This is a genomic window from Agromyces chromiiresistens (genome assembly GCF_029167465.1).
GTDB lineage: Bacteria > Actinomycetota > Actinomycetes > Actinomycetales > Microbacteriaceae > Agromyces > Agromyces chromiiresistens.
Map to the genome: position 1 here is coordinate 662,507 of NZ_JARFNL010000001.1, position 18,394 is coordinate 680,900.

The following is an 18,394-nucleotide window of genomic DNA, read 5'->3' on the forward strand; positions in this document are numbered from 1 at the left end:
CTCCCCATGACGACGGCGACGCGGCGGGGCATCCTCGCCGTCGTCACCGCCCTCGTGCTGGTCGCCCTCGGCCTCGGCGTCGCGTTCGCCGTCGGTGACGCGCTCGGCATCCGCACCGAGCCGAGCGAGCAGATGCGGCCGGCCGCCGCCGTCGTGCCCGAGGTCGCGGCGCCCGTGCCGCCGCCCGAGCTCACGACCCTCGACGTGCCCGAGAGCGAGCGGGTCGGCGTCGCGGTCGACGAGCTCCTCGACGCGGTCGCCGACGCCCCGGCCCGCGAGGGCACGGCGTCGATCGCCGTCGACCAGGCGCAGACGCTGCGCGATGCGTCGGACGACGACGGCTACGAGCTGCGCGGCGACGCATCGGCACTGCGCATCGTCGCGCGCAGCGAGGCCGGCACCGTGCGGGCGATCTACGACCTCGCCGCGCAGGTGCGGGCGGCCGCGCCGCTCACCGACCTCGTCGGCGCGCACGAACGGTCGCGGCTCCCGCTGCGGATGACCGACCTCGGCGCGGTCGGCGTCGCGCCCGACCCGGCCGAGTGGGAGTTCGGCGACGACTACTCGCACGCGTCGAAGGCCTTCGCGGCGGTCGTGCAGCCCGAGGCGCCGTACATCGACGACGCGGCGCTCGCCGAGGCGTACGACGACTTCGACGGGTTCCTGCGGCACTCGCTCGCGAACGGGTTCAACGCCGTCGCGTTCCCGGGCTTCGTCGAGTTCGTGACCTTCGACGGCGCTCCCGGCGGGCCGGTCTACGCCGACGGCGACGACCACCGCGACAAGGCGCTCGCGCTGCGCGAGGCGTTCGCCCCGTTCTGGGAGCGCGCCGACGAACTCGGCGTGAAGGTCTTCCTGCGCACCGACATGCTTGCGCTCACGGGCCCGCTCGAGCACCACCTCACCGACCGGTTCGGCACGCTCGACACCGAGGACCCCGAATTCTGGGACGTCTACACGGCGGGCCTCGACGAGCTCTACGACGCGGTGCCGGCTCTCGACGGCGTGCTCATCCGCATCGGCGAGGCCGGCGCGATCTACGACGTCGGCGGCTGGGACTACTACTCGGCGCTCGAGGTGACGACGGTCGACGCCGTGCGCACGATGCTCGAGGCGTTCTCGGGTCAGGCCGAGGAGGCCGATCGGGAGGTCGTCTTCCGCACCTGGAGCGTCGGCGTCGGCGCCGTCGGCGACATGCACACGAACGACGCCTCGTACGAGGCCGTGCTCGACGGCATCGACTCGCCGGCGCTCATCGTCTCGACGAAGTACACGCTCGGCGACTTCTACAGCTGGCTGCCGCTCAACCACACGCTCGAGCAGGGCGAGCAGCGGCGCATCGTCGAGTTCCAGAGTCGCCGTGAGTTCGAGAACTTCGGGGCGTTCCCCAATGACCTCGGCACGCAGTACCAGTGGGCGCTGCAGCAACTGCTCGCGGCGAACGACCGCATCGAGGGCGTGTGGGTGTGGACCCAGGACGGCGGTCCGTGGCGGGCCGGACCCATGAGCCTCTACCTGAAGGCCGGATTCTGGCAGCTCTACGAGCTGAACACGCAGCTCGCCGCCGAGCTCGCGATCGACCCCGACGCCGACGTGGCCGACATCACCGCGGACTGGGCACGCGAGTGGTTCTCCGACGACCCCGAGACGGTCGAGACGATCGTCGCCGCGATGACGCGCTCGCGCTCGGCGATCGAGCAGGGCATGTACGTCGAGCAGTTCGCCGAGCAGCGCGTGTTCGCGATCGGGCTCGAACCGCCGCCGATGATGTGGATCTTCGAGTGGGACATCCTCACCGGGGACTCGGCCGTGCTCGACGTCATGTACTCGATCGTGCGCGACTCCGCAGGCGCAGCCGGCGGCGACGCGGAGGGGGTCGATGCGGCGATCGCGAGCGGAGCCGAGGCGGTCGACGCCGTCGAGGCGATGCGCGAGGTCGTAACGGCGACGGATGCCTCGAGCTGGCGTTCGCCGGAGCTGCGCGACGCGTTCGTCTCGACCCTGGACTACGAGCTCGACACCCTGCGCCTCCTCGAGGCCTACCGGGCGATGATCCTGCACGAGGGGCAGTGGCACGACACGCTCTCACCTGCCGCGCACGACGCATGGGCGGCCGATCGCGCCGCCTTCGAGCGGCGGGCGGCCGAGCACCTCGAGCAGTACGAGGGCGACCTCGATCACCCGGCGTTCAATCTCACGGCCGCCCAGCTCGGCGTCGAACGGGCCGAGCGCGACCTCGTGATGGCGTGGCTCGCCCGCGGGCTGCTCGTGCTCGCGCTCGCGTGGGTCGTGATCGGCATGCTCGCGGCGCGCACGCGGCTCGTCGCGAAGCCGGGCGCAGCGGCCGCGCGCGCCACGTGGATCGCGTCGACCCGCCCCTGGCGCGCACGGGAGTCGACGCTCGGCATGTTCGACCTCGACCGCTGGCTGCTCTTCCTCGTGCCCGTGGCCCTGCTCGTGGCGACGCGAGCGGTGCAGACGGCGTTCCTGTCGTGGACGCACGTCGCGGTCGTCATCGGAGCTTGGACGGTGTTCGCCCTCGTGCTGCGGCTGCTCGTGCGACGGCGTTCGCCGTGGCCGGTGATCGCGGCGGTCGGCGGCGTCGTGGTGCTGCGCTGCATCGTGACGCTCTTCGCCCTCTCGTTCACGGGCCCGGGCGGGTACTGGTTCGCGTTCTGGACGGACCCCGTGCTGCGCACCGCGTACATCGCGCTCGCCTTCGCGCTCTTCGTCTGGGTGTTCGTCGCGGCGGGGTGGGCGCTCACGGCCCAGGTCGGCGGGCGGCGGGCCACCGGCTTCGTGCTCGCCGCCGTCGGCGCCGGTCTCGTGGTGCCGTCGGTCGTCGTCGGCGCGATCGGCCTCGAGCGGGCGCTGACGCTCTGGAACGACGAGATGGGTCTGCTCCCGTGGGGCCTCGCACGCATCCTCGGCATCACGACCTACCTCGACATCCCGGGCGAGACGGCGTGGTTCGCCGCGGCCTTCGGCGCGGTGCTCCTCGTCGCCGGCGTGCTGCTCGCGCTGCCGAAGCGCCGCCCGGCTTCCTGAGCTCTTCGGGCGTGCACCCGTCGCCCCGCCACGGGGCGATGCGTGCACGCTCGGCTGGGACCGGTGCGGAGGTCGACGAGGGCCCGCCGGCGCGGACGCGGCGGGCGATCCGCCGGCGGGGGCGGCGCGTCAGGCCGCGCGGTCGGGCTCGACGGGCTCGGGCGCAGGCTCGGGGAGCGTGGTCTGCAGGGCGCCGCCGGTCGCCGCCGGCGTCCGGCCGCTCTTGCGGGCGCGGTGGGCGCGGACCTTCGCCCGGTTGCCGCATCGCTGCATCGAGCACCAGCGTCGGGTCGCCGCGCGCGACGTGTCGAGGAAGACGATCTCGCAGTCGTCGCCGGAGCACTCGCGGATGCGCTCGAGGTTCGCCGGCGAGAACAGGTCGACGGCGTCGCGCGCGATCGTGGACAGCGCCTGCGGCACGGTGTGCACCGAGCGGCCCGCCTGCCGCGATCCGCCGCCGAGCGTCGGCGGTACATCGGGTGTCGCCGCGTAGAGGTTCACGAGGTCGATGTCGCCCGATCGCGCCGGCTCGTGGCGGCTCGCGGCGACCGCCATCCGCGCGATCGCGTCGCGCAGCGCGACCGCGTCGAACAGGTCGCGCGAACGCGCCTGGCCGACCGCGACGGGAAAGCGCTCGCGCAGCCATTCGGTGAGATCGTCGGGGGAGTGGAAGCGCTCGACGCCGGCCGAGGCCGCCGCGCCGCCGATGGCACCCGTCGTCGCGAAGTCGAGGGCGACCGATCCCGAGTCGAACCACCAGGTGACGCCTTCTGCGGGAACGAGCCATTGCCCGATCGGGATCGACACGGTGGAGACGGGCACTCGATCAGCGTAGCGCTTGCGGATGCCTCGGATCGCGCCCCGCGGACGGTCAGCCGGCCGCCGCGCTCGCCGCCCGCCGGCGCACGGCCGTGGTGATCTCGCGATGCCGCCAGACGATGAGGTTCGCGCTGTCGAACCCGCGCCGGCACAGCCCGCAGCTCAGCGGCCGCGTGGGCTCGCGGTAACGGTAGTGCTCGTGCCCGGCGGGGCACCGGCCGACCCACGGGGCGAGCTCGTGGGCGACCTCGCCGTCGTGCGTACGCCGCCCCACGAAGCCGAGGCCTGCGGCGATCGACGCCCACTTCGGGCCGTGGCCGGCCCGCGGGCCCGCGATCGCGTGGGCGACCTCGTGGAGCAGGATCTGGTGCACCTCGTCGTCGTCGTACCGGGCGGCCAGGTACCGCGACACCGAGATGCGCTTCGCGGTGTAGTTGCAGAGCCCGGCGCGCTTCTTGGCGTTGTCGAACCCGAAGCTCCAGACCTCGGGATCGAGGTGCAGCACGATGAGCGCCTCGGCCCACCGCCTGACCCGCTCGAGATCCGCCATGGGATGAGAATAGCGCCGGCCGCCGACCTTCCGGAGGGTCGGATCACCCCCGAACGGGGCCGAATCCCGCGACGGACACCGGCCTCAGCCGCCGGGTGCGAGGTCGACCGACAGCAGCCGGTCGTCGCCCTCGCGCGGCGAGCCGCGCCCGTCGGTGTTGTTGGTGAGGAACCAGAGCGCCCCGTCGGGCGACTCCACCACCTCGCGGATACGGCCGAACTCGCCCGCGAACCACGGGGTCGTCGTGGGCTCGGCCGCGCTCGCCGGCGCCACCGTCCAGATGCGCTGCCCGCGCAGCGCCGCGAGGAAGAGCGTGTCGCCGATCACGGCGAGCGCGCTCGGGCTCGCCTCGCTCGTCGACCACTGCACCACGGGGTCGACGTAGCGCGGGTCGCCGGCGGCGCCCTCGACGACGGGCCAGCCGTAGTTCGAACCCGGCTCGATGCGGTTGAGCTCGTCCCAGGTGTTCTGGCCGAACTCGGCGGCCCACATCCCGCCCGAGGCATCCCAGGCGATGCCCTGCGGATTGCGGTGGCCGAGCGTGTAGACGAGCGTGCCGAACGGGTTGCCGGGCGCGGGGGCGCCGTCGGGCGTCATCCGAAGGATCTTGCCCGACAGCGAGTCGGGGTCCTGCGCCGCCTCGCCCACGCCCGCGTCGCCCGTGGTGGCGTAGAGCATCCCGTCGGGGCCGAAGGCGATCCGTCCGCCGTCGTGGTTGCCGGCCTTCGGGATACCGGTCAGCACCGGTTCTGCCGTGCCGAGGGCGAGGGAGCCGGCCGTGCCCGTGAGCGGCATCCTGACGATGCGGTTGTCGTCCGACGAGGTGAGGTACGCGTAGAGCTCGGTGCCGCGGTCGTCGTCGGCCGGCCGCACCGCGATGCCGAGCAGGCCCCCCTCGCCGGCGGCCGCCACGCCCGGCACGGTGCCCGCGACGCGCAGCGAGCCCCCGGCGAGCACCTCGACGACGTCGCCCCGGTCGCGCTCGGAGACGAGCACTCCGCCGCCGGGCACGAGCGCGATCGACCACGGTGCGTCGAGCCCCTCGGCGACCACCCCGACGTCGCCGCCGGGCACGACCGGCACCGGCGCCGGCTCGGCCGATGGCGTCGGGGTCGTCGTGACCGACGGGCTCGGCGTCCAGCCCGTCGGGCCGGGTGCCGGTTCGTGCGTCGTGCAGGCGACGAGCGGCAGCGCGACGGCGACGATGCCGGTCGCCGCGGCGACGCGCGCGTGGCGGGTGGACTGCCGAGACCCGGTTCGCATGGTTGCGCCTCCCCGACCCCAGTCTGCCCGGCACGGCGGCAGAATGGGAGCATGCGGCCCGCGATCGACCTCAACAGCGACCTCGGCGAGTCGTTCGGCGCGTGGCGCGTCGGCGACGACGCGGCCATGTTCGGCCTCGTCTCGAGCGCGAACGTCGCCTGCGGCTTCCACGCGGGCGACCCGATCACGATGCTCGCGAGCGCCCGCCGCGCCGCCGAGCACGGGGTCGTGCTCGGCGCCCACCCCGGCTATCGCGATCTCGCCGGATTCGGACGACGAGCGCTCGACGCGACCCCGGCCGAGGTCGCGGCCGAGCTCGTGGTGCAGCTCGGCGGGCTCGACGGCGCCGCCCGCGTCGCCGGCACCCGCGTGCGCTACGTGAAGGCGCACGGGGCGCTCTACCATCGCCTCGCCGCCGACGCCTCGGCCGCGCACGCCTTCGCCGAGGCCGTCGCCGCCTACGACCCCTCGCTCGTCGTGCTCGGCCCGCCCGCGAGCGCGCTCGAGCAGGCGGCGGATGCCTCGGGGCTCGCCTACGCGCGCGAGGCGTTCGTCGATCGCGGCTACGCCGCCGACGGCTCGCTCGCCCCGCGCGGCGAGCCGGGATCGGTCATCGACGACCCCGCCGCAGCCGCCGACCGTGCGCTCGAGCTCGCCGAGACGGGCGGGATCGCGGCCGACGACGGCAGCCGGGTCGAGCTCGCCCCCGACTCGCTGTGCCTGCACGGCGACACCCCGGGCGCCGTCGCGATCGCGCGAGCCGTGCGCGCCGTGCTCGAGTCCGCCGGGTGCCGCATCGAGGCGTTCGCGTGACCGGGCGACTGCTGCCGAGCGGCGAGGCGGCGCTGCTCGTCGAGTGCGACTCGCTCGACGAGGTGCTCGCCCTGCACGACGCCCTCGCCGCCGACCCGCGGCCCGGCCTCGTCGAGCTCGTTCCGGCCGCGCGCACGATCCTCGTGGCGGTCGACCCCGAGCGGCTGCCGCTCGAGTCGGCCGAGACCTGGGTGCGCCGGGTCCAGGGTGCGACGACGTCGGCCGGCGCCGATCGGCGCGGCCCGGTCGATGACGAGGCGATCGTGCGCGTCATGTACGACGGCGACGACCTCGACGAGACCGCCGCGCCGCTCGGCTGGTCGGCCGAGTCGCTCGTGGCGCGCCATTCTGCGGCGCGCTGGAGGGTCGCGTTCGGCGGGTTCGCGCCGGGATTCGGCTACCTCGTGAGCGACGACTGGCCGTTCGAGGTGCCGCGGCTCGACGCGCCGCGGACCCGGGTCCCGGCCGGCGCGGTCGCGCTCGCGGGGGCGTTCTCGGGCGTGTACCCCAGGGAGAGCCCGGGCGGCTGGCGCCTGATCGGTCGCACCGACGCCGAGTTGTGGAATCCCGATCGCGCCGATCCCGCGCTCCTCGCACCGGGGCGTCGTGTCCGATTCGAGGCGGTGCGGTGATGCGCCGCCTGATCATCGAGGCGGTCGGACCGCTCGCCCTCGTGGAGGACCTCGGCCGCCCGGGCCTCGCCCACCTCGGGGTCGCAGGTTCCGGGGCGCTCGACCGGGGCGCCGCACGGCTCGCGAACCGGCTCGTCGGAAACCCCGACGGCGCCGCGATCCTCGAGGTCCTCGTCGGCGGGCTCCGCGCTCGGGTGGTCGGCGGCGGCACGTGGTTCGCGGTCGCGGGCGCCTGGGGGCCGATCACGCTCGACGGTCGCCCGGTGGCGCCGTACACGGCTGCGCGCGCGCCCGACGGCGCGGTGCTCGAGCTCGGCACCGCCGAGCGCGGGCTGCGCTACGCGCTTGCCGTGCGCGGCGGCATCGACGAGCCCCCGGTGCTCGGGTCGCGCTCGCGCGACACGCTGGCCGGCCTCGGTCCCGAGCCGGTGGGGCCGGGGCGCGAGCTCGTGATCGGCGACGAGCCCGAGGCATCCGTGCCGGCGCTCGACCAGGAGGCCGCGTTCGCGCCGCCCGACGAGACCGTGACCCTCGCGCTGCGCCCGGGGCCGCGCGCCGACTGGTTCACCGACGCGGCGCGCGCCGCCCTGTTCGAGACGCCGTGGCGCGTCTCCGAGCGCGCCGACCGCGTCGGCGTGCGACTCGTCGGGCCGGCGCTCGGGCGTCGCGCCGTCGGCGAGCTCGCGAGCGAGGCGACGGTGCCGGGCTCGATCCAGGTGTCGGGCGACGGGCAGCCGACGATCCTGCTCGCCGACCGGCCGGTCACGGGCGGCTATCCCGTGATCGCGATCGTCGCCGCGGCCTCGCTCGACGCGGTGGCGCAGCTGCGGCCCGGGCAGGAGTTGCGCTTCCGGCACGCGTGAGCCGCTCTGGAAGAAACTCTTCACAAGATCGACTGCGTGTGGAAGTATTTTCCGAGTCAGACCGACTCGGAGGACCGAAGATGCCCCTCGCACAGCCGCACGACCACCCCGCCGATGCCGAGGCCGCCGGCCTCGGCCGCCGCGGATTCCTGACCCTCGCCGTCGCGGGCGTCGCCGCATCGGCGTTCACCGTGACCGTCGGGTCGCTCGCACCGACGCCTGCGCACGCGACCGGGGCGGGCGCCACCGCCCCCGCCGCGGCGACGGGTCCGCGCAAGCGGGAGCTCCGCGCCATGTGGATCTCATCGGTCGTGAACATCGACTGGCCGAGCCGCACCGGCCTCACGGCCGACGAGCAGCGCGCCGAGTTCCTTCACTGGCTCGACGTCGCCGAGCAGTTCCGCCTCAACGCCGTGTTCGTGCAGGTGCGCCCCACCGCCGACGCGTTCTGGCCGAGCCCGCTCGAGCCGTGGTCGCAGTACCTCACGGGCGTGCAGGGGCAGGACCCGGGCTACGACCCGCTCGCCTTCATCGTCGACGAGGCGCACGCCCGCAACCTCGAACTGCACGCCTGGTACAACCCCTACCGCGTCTCGATGCAGGCCGACCCCGCGAAGCTCGTGCCAGAGCACCCCGCCCGCGTGCACCCCGACTGGGTGTGGGCGTACGGCGGCAAGCTCTACTTCGACCCGGGACTCCCCGAGGCGCAGGAGCACATTCAGCAGGCGATCCTGCACTCGGTCGAGCACTACGACCTCGACGGCGTGCACTTCGACGACTACTTCTACCCCTATCCGGTGGCCGGGCAGACGATTCCGGATGCCGCGACCTACGCCGCGCACGGCGCCGGCTTCGACGACGTCGCCGACTGGCGCCGGCACAACGTCGACACGTTCGTGAGCTCGATCTCCGAGCGCATCAAGGCACTGAAGCCATGGGTCAAGTTCGGCATCAGCCCGTTCGGCATCTGGCGCAACCGCGCCACCGACCCGCTCGGCTCGGAGACCGGCGGCTCGCAGTCGTACGACCTGCAGTTCGCCGACACGCGCAAGTGGGTGCTCGAGGGCTGGCTCGACTACATCAACCCGCAGGTGTACTGGCAGATCGGGCTCGCCGTCGCCGACTACGCGAAGCTCGTGCCGTGGTGGGCCGACGTCGCCGCGACGAGCGGCACGCACCTCTACATCGGTGAGGCGCTCTACAAGGTGACGTCGGGGGTGTTCACCGACCCGGCCGAGCTCTCGAACCACCTGGCGTTCGACCGCGGCGTGACCGAGCAGGGCACGCCCGTGCACGGCAACGTGTACTTCTCGGCCAAGCACGTGCCCGCCGACCCGCGGGGCTCGATGTCGCGCGTGCTCGTCGACCACTACTCGCGCCCCGCGATCGTGCCAGCGATGGAGTGGCTGCCCGCGACCGCGGTCCGGGCGCCCGTGCTCGCCGACCCCGAGCGCGGCGACGGCGGCGTCTCCCTGCAGTGGTCGGACGCCGTGCCGCCCTCGCGGCGGGCGACCTCGTTCGCGATCTACCGCGTCGACGGCGCGGCCGGCGCGATCGACGTGGAGGACGCGGCCAACCTCGTCGCGACCGTGCGCGCCGGCTCAGGGGTCGTGCAGCGCTGGGTGGATGGCTCGGCCGAGGCCGATCGCCCGTACACGTACGCCGTGACCGCGCTCGACCGGGTCTGGAACGAGAGCACGCCGAGCCGCGCCGCCGCGATCGGCTGACCCGGCGTCAGGCGTCAACCGCCGGGCTTCGTCAGGAAGATCGAGCGGGCCGGCGGCGGCGACGGCACCGCGGTGGCGTCGGTCACGACCGGGGCGCCCGCGATGAAGCGGCGGAGCTCGTCGCCCTCGACGAGCTTCGCCGGCGCGGGGTCGCTCGCGAGGCGTCGGGGCATCGCGTCGAACGGCAGCGGGGCGTCCGACGCGTACATGACGATGTTGCCGAACCGCCGGCCCTTGAGCATGCCGGTGTCGGCCGCGATCGCGACGTGCGGGAACACGTGCGAGAGCGTCGCCGCCTGCGAACGCGCGAAGGCGAGGCCCGCCCCGTCGGCGACGTTCACGGCGACGATGCCGCCGGGCGCGAGGCGGGGAACGACGAGCCCGTAGAACTCCGCGCTCGTGACGTGCGCGGGGGTGCGCGCGCCCGAGAAGATGTCGACGACCACGAGGTCGACGGCCCCGTCGAGCCCGCCCGGCAGCTTCGCGAGCACCTCGCGGGCATCGCCGTGACGGATACGGAGTTGCGCGCCGCGCGGCAGCGGCAGGTGCTCGCGCACGAGGTCGACGAGCTCGGACTCGAGCTCGATCACCTGCTGCCGCGAGCCCGGCCGGGTCGCGATGACGTAGCGCGGCAGGGTGAGCGCGCCGCCGCCGAGATGCACGGCGGTGATCGGCTCGCCCGCGTCGCGCACGAGGTCGACGGCGTGGCCGATGCGGCGCACGTACTCGAAGCCGAGCCACTCGGGCCGCTCGAGCTCGACGTGCGACTGCGGGGTGCCGTCGACGTAGAGCGTCCACGATCCGGGCGCCTGTCGCGACTCCTCGAGTCGGGCGACGTGCCCGCTCGCGGTGAGGCGGCGTTCGAGCGAGGGGTCGGCGGTCACGTCACCACGCTACCCGCCGTCGAGCGCGGGCGCCCGGGCGCGAGCGTCAGCAGGCGCCCCAGAGTGCGAAGTCGAGCCGGTCGCCCTCGAGCACCGCAGCCGGATGGGGGCCGAGCGCGGCGAGCCGCCCGGCGAGCCCGGGCGGGAGCCCGCGGGGCGCCGCCACGAGCACGACGTTGCCCTCTTCCGCCCCCGAGACGACGCTCGCGTCGCCCGCGACGAGCAGCTCGGTGCCCGGATCGGCACGTGCGATCGCACGGGCCTGTGCACGGAGCCGGGCGAGGCCCGCCGCGTCGGCCACGTTCACGACGAGCAGCCCGCGATCGGCGAGCAGCCCGAGGCATCCGCCCATGAACACGCCCGTCTCGACGAACGCCGGCGCGTCGAGCCGGTCGTAGAGGTCGACGATCACGAGGTCGAACGACGCCCCGCCCGGGAGTTCCACGACGACGGATGCCGCATCGTCGACCCGGACGGCGATGTCGGAGCCGGTCGGCAGCGGCAGGCGATCCTGCACGAGGCGGGCGAGCTCGCCGTCGATCTCGACGACGAGCTGCTGCGAGTCGGGACGGGTCGCCTCGACGTAGCGCGGCAGGGTCATCGCGCCGCCGCCGAGGTGCAGCACGCGCAGCGGCTCGCCCGGCAGGCCCATCGCGTCGACGACGTGGCCGATGCGGCGCACGTACTCGAAGAAGAGCCGCGTCGGATCGGCCCGGTCGACGTGCGACTGGGCGACGTCGTCGACGAGCAGCGTGAACCCGGTCGACGAGAACACGTCGGTCTCGAACTCGATGCGGCGGGGGCTCGCGGGCACGGAGGCATCGTCCCATGGATCGGGGGCGGAATGAGCAACGATTGCTCAGGCGTCCGCCCGAGGCATCCGCCATGCTGGACCCACGACCGATGAGGAGGACGGATGCACGCGATCTACGACGAGCTCGGCGGCAGCGACGGAGTGCGCACGGCGGTGGCGGTCATGTACCACCGCATCGTCGCCGATCCCGAGCTCGCGCCGTGGTTCGAGGGCGTCGACGTCGACCGGCTGCAGGCGCACCAGCGCGCGTTCCTCGCCGCGGCGTTCGGCGGTCCGCAGGTCTTCAGCGGCCGGTCGGTCGGGGAGGCCCATCACGACATGGCGATCACCGATGCCGCGTTCGACCGGGTCGTCGCCTCGCTCATGACCGCGCTCGCCGACCTCGGCGTCGCGAAGGAGGCCGTGGGCGCCGTCGGCGAGCGGCTCGAGGGCATGCGCGCCGACATCGTCACGGCGTAGGCGCCGTCCACGGCACGGTCGCGGCTGCAGGGCGCGAACTACAACTGCAGCTCGCGCCGCCCGCGGATGCCGAGCTTCGTGTACGTCGACTGCAGGTGGTTGTTCACCGTGCGCGGCGACAGGAAGAGGCGCTGCGCGATCTCGTTCGAGCTCAGCCCCTGGGCCGCGAGCGACGCGATCTCGCGCTCGCGGGGCGTGAGCGGCTCCGAGCCGTCGGTGAAGGTGAGCAGCGGCGTGCGCGCCCCCTCGCACGCGGCGGCGAGCGCCGCGGCGCGCTGCAGGTCGGCGGATGACTCGCGCCCCCGCCCGTCGGCGCGGGCCGACTGCCCCGCGGAGGCGAACGCCTCGGCCGCGAACAGCAGGCCGCCGAGGCGCTCCCACTCCTCGCCGGCGGCGCGCAGCCCGGCGGCGTCGGCCGCCGCCTCGGCCCGGGCGTGACGGGCGCGCCGTGCGATCTCGGGGGCGCCGGTCTGTCGCTCGAGCCTCGAGAGGCGGTCGGCCGCGTCCTTCGCGTGGGCGCGGGAGCCGAGGCGTGCGAGGTTGTGCAGGAAGACCGAGCTCACGTTGACGGCGCCGCGCGGCAGCACCTGCTCGACGCGGGCGAGCAGGATCTTCGCCGCGCCGTCGGTGTCGCCCTCGGTGCGTGCGAGCCACGCGTCTGCGAGCGCGGTGAGCGTGTCCTCCCGGTCGTACCCGGCCTCGAACCGGCCGCGCAGCTCGCGGGCGCGGTCGAGGTCGCCCTGCATGCAGGCGATCACGGTGAGGAAGCCGAGCGAGGGGCCGCGCAGCGACGCCGGCCCGCGCAGTTCGGCGCCGCTCAGGCTGTCGCGGAACCAGCGCGCGGCGGTGTCGAGCCGGCCCGCCGCCCAGAACTGGCGGCCCATGAGGAACTCGGCGTGCCGGGCGGTGAGCTCGTCGTCGTTGCGGATCGCGTCGTGCAGCATCTCGATCGTGACCCGGCGCGCGTCGTCGTAACGGTCGCACTCGATGAGCGCGTACGCGTACGGCACCTGCGCGCGACGCTTCGGGATGTGCGCACCCTCGGTCGAGGCGTACGCGACGGCGGCCTCGGCCTCGGCGATCGCCTCGGCCGAGCGCTGCATCTGCGAGAGCGGCATCGCGCGCCCGAGCGAGACGAGCGCGCGTTCGACGGCGCTGTCGCCGAGGTAGCCGGCGGCCTCGTCGACGAGGGCGAGCGCCTCGTTCGCGCGCAGCAGGTGCAGCACGAGGGTCGCCTTGCTGATGAGCAGCATCGGCAGCTGCTCGGGCAGGGCGCGGCCGATCTCCTCCAGCAGCCGGATGCCGCGCTCGCTGCCGAGCGGGTCGCCGCCGTAGATCTCGGCCCGCTTGGCGGCGATCGCCGCGAGGGTCGCCTCGGGGTGATCGGTCGCGCGCGCCGCGGACTCGGCGTTGGCGAGGGCGTCGAGCGCCTCGGCGCCCCGGCCGAGCGACCACAGCAGGTCGGCGTGCAGCATGTGCGCGGAGGCATCCGTCGCGCCGGCGCCGATCGCGGCCGCCGCGAGCCGCTCGGCGGTGCGATGGTCGTGGGCGCGCTGTGCGAGGTCGGCCGAGCGGATCAGCAGCTCGGGGTCGGAGGGCCGGCCGGCGTCGAGCCGCCACATCGCGATGCGCAGTTCGTCGACGACGGTCATCGGCCCCCGCTCGACGACATCGGCCTGCTCGATGAGCAGCGAGATCGCCCTGATGCGCGGCAGCGACTCGCGCACGGCGCCGGCGTACTGCGGGTGCGCGAGGGTGATGGCGATGCCGTGGCCCGACTCGTCGACGCGGATCATGCCGCGCAGCTCGAGCTCGGCGAGCGCCTCGGGCGCGCCGGGGCGCACGAACTCGTCGATGCCGAGCGGTTCGCAGAGCGCGAGCCGCTCGATCGCGTCGCGCTCCTCCGTGCCGAGGCCCCGCAGTCGCGCGCGGATGAGGTCGCGCAGCGCGGGCGTGCCGACCGGGTCGCCCTCGAGCTGCCAGTGCTCGCCCGCGCGCACGAGGGCGCCGGTCTCGACGGCGCCGATCACGAGCTCGCGCAGGAAGAGCGGGTTGCCGTGCGAGGCGCGGTGGAGCTCGACCGCGTCGCGGTGGGCGATCGGCGCGCCGAGCACCTGCGCGATCAGCTCGGTGATCTCGTCGAGGTCGAGCGCCGGCACGTCGATGCGCACCGAGTCGGCAGACGACGCGATCGGCAGCACCCCGTCGGGCACCGGTTCGCCCTCGGGGAGCGTCGCGATGAGCGAGAGCGAGCCCGCCGCGACGAGCTGGGCGATGAGTCCCACCGAGACGCTGTCGGCGGAGGAGAGGTCGTCGACCGCGATCACCGTGCGCCGTCCGCCGGCGAGGTCGGCGATGGTCGCGCTCGTCGACGTGAAGAGCGCGAGTGGGTCGCTCACCTTGGGCAGCACCGGATCGTCGATGCCCCGGGCCAGGGCCGGGGCGACGGTCGCGAACGGCACGGCCGACAGTGCCGGGTTGCCGCTCGCGGTCAGCACGAGCCACCCGGCCTCGTCGAGCAGGTCGCCGACGGCCGACTGGATGCGGCTCTTGCCGATGCCGGACGGCCCGTAGAGGAACACCGAGCGCGCCTGCCCGCCCTGCAGGGCGCCGACGGCGCGCGCGACCTGGCCGTCACGGCCGACGAGCGGCCACGCGCCGTCGAGGTCGGGCTCGGGTCCGGCTGCCGCATCGGGATCGTTCGAGGCCATCGGCGCCTTTCGGTGATCGGGACGATTCACTGTACGGCCGGGATGCCTCGCCGCGCAGTACCCCGCACAGGGGGTGTCGCAGTCGGCCGGTGAGCAATCGCGGGATGCCCCTGAGTAATGCCGGGCGTCGCGAATGAGCAGCCACTGCCCATCCGGCGGCACGGCGCGTCGCGGGAACCTCATGGCATCACCCCGGACGATCCGGGAACACCACCCGGAAGGAAACGAGCATGAACCTCTTCAAGCAGTTCGGCGACATGGCCGAGATGGTGAAGGCCGCTCCCGGCCTCATCGACCAGGCGAACCAGCTGCAGGCGCAGTCCGAGCAGTACCGGCAGCAGATGGACATCCAGGCGGTGCAGGCGATGACCGCCGACCCGCAGCCCGGCAACCTCGACCCGATCGCGGGTGTCGACCTCGACCGCTACGCCCGCATCTCGAAGGGCATCGCGGCCTACGGCTACGACGCGACGAAGCTTCCGGCCGTCGCCGCGATGTTCGGCGTCGACGAGGCGTCGTGGGCGTCGGCGGCCGCCGGCTGGGCCGCCCGCATCCAGGCCGACCGCGGTGTCGGTCGCCGCTTCAACGAGATCTACCAGGCGGTGTGAGATGGGCTTCCTCCGCGACCTCGCGACGCTGACCCGCCAGGGCTACGAGGCGCAGCAGCGCCTGGACGTCGGCGCGAGCATGGCGCAGGCCAAGGCGCAGATGGAGCAGGCGAGCCGCATGATGGCCGCCTCGATGCCAGCCCAGGCCGAGCCGGCTCTCGAAGGGCAGCGCCTGCGCACGACGGCGACGATCCTCGACGCGCGCCAGCTGCCGATGATGATCGGCATGAACTCGCTCGTCGAGCTCGACCTGCACGTGCTCATGCCGGGCGGCGTGCCGCTGCCGGTCACCCGAACGGAGCAGCTCGCGCCGCTGCACCTCGCTCGCGCCCTGCCCGGCGCGACCCTCGACGTGAGCCTCGTGCCGGGACGCCCCGACACGGTGCGCGTCGAGTGGGGCGGCTGAGCCCGCCCCGCCGGACGACGGACGACCCGAGCCTCCGTCGCCCACCGGAGCCCCCGCCGGCACCCGAACGGCGGGGGCTCGCCCCCACCTTCCTCGAGCACGATCCACCATCACGATCACGACACGAAAGCAGACACCGATGCGATTCCGAGACCACCAGTCAGCCGACGAGGGGATGCCGCGCCGCGCGGCCGCCCGCATCGCCGGCCTTGCGATGGCCGTCGCCGTCGTCACCGCGGGCGCGCCGCTCGCCGCGTGCGCCGCGGAGGTCGTTCCGACGGAGGGCACGGTCGCCGCGTCGGCGCCCGTCGACGACGCAACCCCCGAGGGCCCCTCCGCCGACGCGTCGACCGAGGACGCGCCCGCCGAGGAGGTGCCGGCCGGGGAGGTGCCGGCCGAGGACGTGTCGGCCGACGACGTGCCGGCCGACGACGTGCCGGCCGACGAGGCGCCGGCCGACGTGCCGGCCGCCGACGTCGCCGAGCAACTGCCCGTCGGCGATCCGTCGGGCGGCGAAGCGCCGCTCGACGAGGCTGACGCCGAGGCATCCCAGGCGAAGCAGCCCGCGGCACCGTCGTTCGCGCCCGAGCCGCAGGGCGCGGGCGACGCGAACACGGCGCCCGTGGCGGTCGACGACCACTGGCAGATGGTGCAGGACACGACGCTCACCGTGCAGGACCCGGCCATGCAGGCGAACGACTACGATGCCGACGGCGACTGGTTCCGCATCAACGAGAACACCTTCCCCGCGAGCGGCGAACTCGTGGTCTTCAACGGCGGACCGTCGTTCAGGTACACGCCGGTGCCGGGATTCACCGGCACGGTGACCTTCGACTACCACGTTCGCGACGACCACGGCGCCGACGACCTCGACAGCAACTGGGCGACCGTCACGATCGACGTGCTGCCGACCGGAAGCGACGTCGACGCGCAGCCCGTCGCCGTCGACGACACGTACATCTACGCGCCCGAGACCCCGCTCTACATCGGCGGGCACCAGGGGCTGCTCGTGAACGACCAGCTCGACGGCCTGCCGGTCACCTCGCTCACCTTCCCGTACGGCGCGCACGTCGGCAACGGGGACGTCCAGATGCTCGGCACCGACGGCTCGTTCTACATCGACCCGGGCGACGCACCGGGTCTGACCGCCACGCTCGAGTACCGTGTGTGCACGGCCGTCGGCTGCGACGACGGGTATCTGTGGCTGTATCCGGCCGCACCCGGCTCCGAGCCGTCCGGCCCCGATGAGATTCCCGGCACGCCGACCGCGGAACCCGACGTGTTCGGCGTCGTGCAGGACACGATGCTCTCGATCAAGACCCCCGGCCTGCTGTTCAACGACACCGACCCCGAACCCGGCGACACCCTCGAGGTCGTCGTCGATGCCGACGGGCTCTCGGGCGACCTCGCCTGGGCGGCGAACGGCGGCTTCGTCTACACCCCGTTGCCCGGTTACACCGGCGTCGACACCTTCCACTATCGCGCGAAGGACTCCCACGGATACCTCAGCGCGTCGGTCGCGGTCGAACTGCAGGTCGGCGACGGCAGCGTGAACCACCGCCCGGTCGCGGTCGACGACCACTACTCGGTGGTCGCGGGGGAGTCGCTCTACCTGCCCGCACCGAGCCAGGTCGCGAACGACACCGATGCCGACGGCGACGCGCTCGAGTGGGCAGGCACGGGAGATCTCCCGGCGGGCACGTGGAAGACGTACAGCGACGGCTGGTCGACGTACACCCCGCCGGCCGGGTTCGTCGGCACCGACCGGCTCACGTACTCGGTGCGCGACGAGCACGGGCTCGTCAGCTGGAACGAGGCCGAGATCACGATCGACGTGGTCGAGTCCGACGGCTCGACCAACACGCCGCCCGTGCCGACGGCGGATCGCTACTTCGTGCAGTCGGGCGAGTCGATCACCGTTCCGGCCGCCGGCGGCGTGCTCGCGAACGACGCCGACGCCGACGGCGACCCGCTCGCGGTGCTCGTCGCGTACCCCGCGCTCGGTCACGGCGAGGTCGAGATGGCCGAGGACGGCTCCTTCACCTTCACGGCCGACGCCGGGTTCACCGGCACGGCCTGGCTCGAGTTCTCGATCACCGACGGCCGCAGCAAGGTGAACTCGCCGTCCGCCGAGGTCGTCATCTTCGCCGAGGGCGAGGAGCCGGTGATGGGCGCCGACGACGCCTACACGACGACGAGGGGCGCGGCACTCGAGGTCGCCGCACCCGGTCTGCTCGCGAACGACCACGCCCCCGCGGGGGTCGAGAAGTCCGTCGCCTACCTGCTCACCGAGCCGGCGCACGGGTCGATCGACTGGAACGCGGACGGTTCGTTCGTCTACTCGCCGGAGCCGGACTTCACCGGCAGCGACACCTTCCGCTACGTGCTGTTCGCGGACGGCGAGTACAACTACCCGACGGTGAGGATCGAGGTGCTCGATGCCTCGTCGGGCGAAGGGGACCCGACCGAGCCGGGCACCCCGGCCGAGCCCGCCGATCCGGGTGCACCCGACGACGGCGCGGCCGGCGGCACGCCCGACGGCGATGACCCGGCCGGCCCGGCCGAACCGGGAGGCGCCGGCGAGCCGGCCGCCACTCCGGCCCGCCCCGAGGATGCCGCACCGGTCGCGGCACCCGCCGCCGACGACGCCGACGTCTCGGCCCTCGCCGAGACCGGGGCCGACGCGCGGGGCGCGGCCGAGGCATCCGCCCTCGCCGTGATGCTGGGACTCGTGGCGCTCGTCGCCGCACGCCTGCGCCGGCGCGACGGCATCCGCTGAAACCGGGCGCGAGGGGCC

The 18,394-nt window shown here is 74.0% G+C and carries 15 protein-coding genes; 9 read left to right on the forward strand and 6 right to left on the reverse strand.

The genetic code is table 11. The annotated features are described in order from the left end of the window. The first annotated feature begins 6 nt into the window (after window positions 1-6). Window positions 7-3,048: a hypothetical protein gene (locus PX701_RS02925; RefSeq protein ID WP_275505437.1), complete on the forward strand. Its 3,042-nt coding sequence runs from the start codon at window positions 7-9 to the stop codon at window positions 3,046-3,048. A gap of 129 nt (window positions 3,049-3,177) precedes the next feature. On the opposite strand, the gene PX701_RS02930 is transcribed toward PX701_RS02925, so the two are convergent. The 3 genes from PX701_RS02930 to PX701_RS02940 all read right to left on the reverse strand — a co-directional run bounded on the left by PX701_RS02930 (window position 3,178) and on the right by PX701_RS02940 (window position 5,680). Then, complete coding sequence (locus tag PX701_RS02930) at window positions 3,178-3,870, reverse strand: CGNR zinc finger domain-containing protein (RefSeq protein ID WP_275505438.1); 693 nt, start codon at window positions 3,868-3,870, stop codon at window positions 3,178-3,180. 49 nt (window positions 3,871-3,919) lie between these two features. Beyond that, window positions 3,920-4,417: a SprT-like domain-containing protein gene (locus PX701_RS02935; RefSeq protein WP_231430056.1), complete on the reverse strand. Its 498-nt coding sequence runs from the start codon at window positions 4,415-4,417 to the stop codon at window positions 3,920-3,922. A gap of 84 nt (window positions 4,418-4,501) precedes the next feature. Beyond that, window positions 4,502-5,680: a PQQ-dependent sugar dehydrogenase gene (locus tag PX701_RS02940; RefSeq protein WP_275505439.1), complete on the reverse strand. Its 1,179-nt coding sequence runs from the start codon at window positions 5,678-5,680 to the stop codon at window positions 4,502-4,504. A gap of 51 nt (window positions 5,681-5,731) precedes the next feature. Between PX701_RS02940 and PX701_RS02945 the strand changes: the two genes are divergently transcribed. From PX701_RS02945 to PX701_RS02960, 4 genes are all read left to right on the forward strand, one after another. Continuing rightward, on the forward strand, window positions 5,732-6,493 hold the full coding sequence (locus PX701_RS02945; RefSeq protein ID WP_231430058.1) for a LamB/YcsF family protein: 762 nt from the start codon (window positions 5,732-5,734) through the stop codon (window positions 6,491-6,493). Continuing rightward, on the forward strand, window positions 6,490-7,125 hold the full coding sequence (locus PX701_RS02950) for a 5-oxoprolinase subunit B family protein (protein ID WP_275505440.1): 636 nt from the start codon (window positions 6,490-6,492) through the stop codon (window positions 7,123-7,125). Before PX701_RS02945 ends, PX701_RS02950 begins: the two co-directional genes overlap by 4 nt. Next, complete coding sequence (locus PX701_RS02955) at window positions 7,125-7,988, forward strand: 5-oxoprolinase subunit C family protein (RefSeq protein ID WP_275505441.1); 864 nt, start codon at window positions 7,125-7,127, stop codon at window positions 7,986-7,988. The genes PX701_RS02950 and PX701_RS02955 overlap by 1 nt, the downstream gene beginning before the upstream one ends. 80 nt (window positions 7,989-8,068) lie before the next feature. Then, window positions 8,069-9,715, forward strand: a complete 1,647-nt coding sequence (locus PX701_RS02960; RefSeq protein WP_275505442.1) for a glycoside hydrolase family 10-like protein — start codon at window positions 8,069-8,071, stop codon at window positions 9,713-9,715. 14 nt (window positions 9,716-9,729) lie between these two features. On the opposite strand, the gene PX701_RS02965 is transcribed toward PX701_RS02960, so the two are convergent. Further along, complete coding sequence (locus tag PX701_RS02965) at window positions 9,730-10,599, reverse strand: spermidine synthase (protein ID WP_231430062.1); 870 nt, start codon at window positions 10,597-10,599, stop codon at window positions 9,730-9,732. 46 nt (window positions 10,600-10,645) lie between these two features. Next, window positions 10,646-11,413, reverse strand: coding sequence for a spermidine synthase (locus tag PX701_RS02970; RefSeq protein ID WP_275505443.1), 768 nt, complete (start codon window positions 11,411-11,413; stop codon window positions 10,646-10,648). Between the two features lie 102 nt (window positions 11,414-11,515). On the opposite strand from PX701_RS02970, the gene PX701_RS02975 reads away from it, so the two are divergent. After that, window positions 11,516-11,872, forward strand: a complete 357-nt coding sequence (locus PX701_RS02975) for a group I truncated hemoglobin (RefSeq protein ID WP_231430064.1) — start codon at window positions 11,516-11,518, stop codon at window positions 11,870-11,872. 38 nt (window positions 11,873-11,910) lie between these two features. Here PX701_RS02975 and PX701_RS02980 read toward each other — a convergent pair whose 3' ends face one another. Continuing rightward, complete coding sequence (locus PX701_RS02980) at window positions 11,911-14,583, reverse strand: helix-turn-helix transcriptional regulator (protein WP_275505444.1); 2,673 nt, start codon at window positions 14,581-14,583, stop codon at window positions 11,911-11,913. Between the two features lie 230 nt (window positions 14,584-14,813). Between PX701_RS02980 and PX701_RS02985 the strand changes: the two genes are divergently transcribed. The 3 genes from PX701_RS02985 (at window position 14,814) to PX701_RS02995 (ending at window position 18,376) form a co-directional block, all read left to right on the forward strand. Then, entirely contained in the window at window positions 14,814-15,191 is a 378-nt protein-coding gene (locus PX701_RS02985; protein WP_231430066.1) for a hypothetical protein, read from the forward strand. A 1-nt stretch (window position 15,192) separates the two neighbouring features. Beyond that, window positions 15,193-15,597 (forward strand): hypothetical protein, encoded by a 405-nt coding sequence (locus tag PX701_RS02990; RefSeq protein WP_231430067.1) that lies wholly within the window; start codon window positions 15,193-15,195, stop codon window positions 15,595-15,597. Window positions 15,598-15,736: 139 nt separating this feature from the next. Next, window positions 15,737-18,376 carry an Ig-like domain-containing protein gene (locus PX701_RS02995; protein WP_275505445.1) on the forward strand — a complete coding sequence of 880 codons (2,640 nt, stop codon included), beginning with the start codon at window positions 15,737-15,739 and terminating at the stop codon, window positions 18,374-18,376. Window positions 18,377-18,394 lie beyond the last annotated feature (18 nt).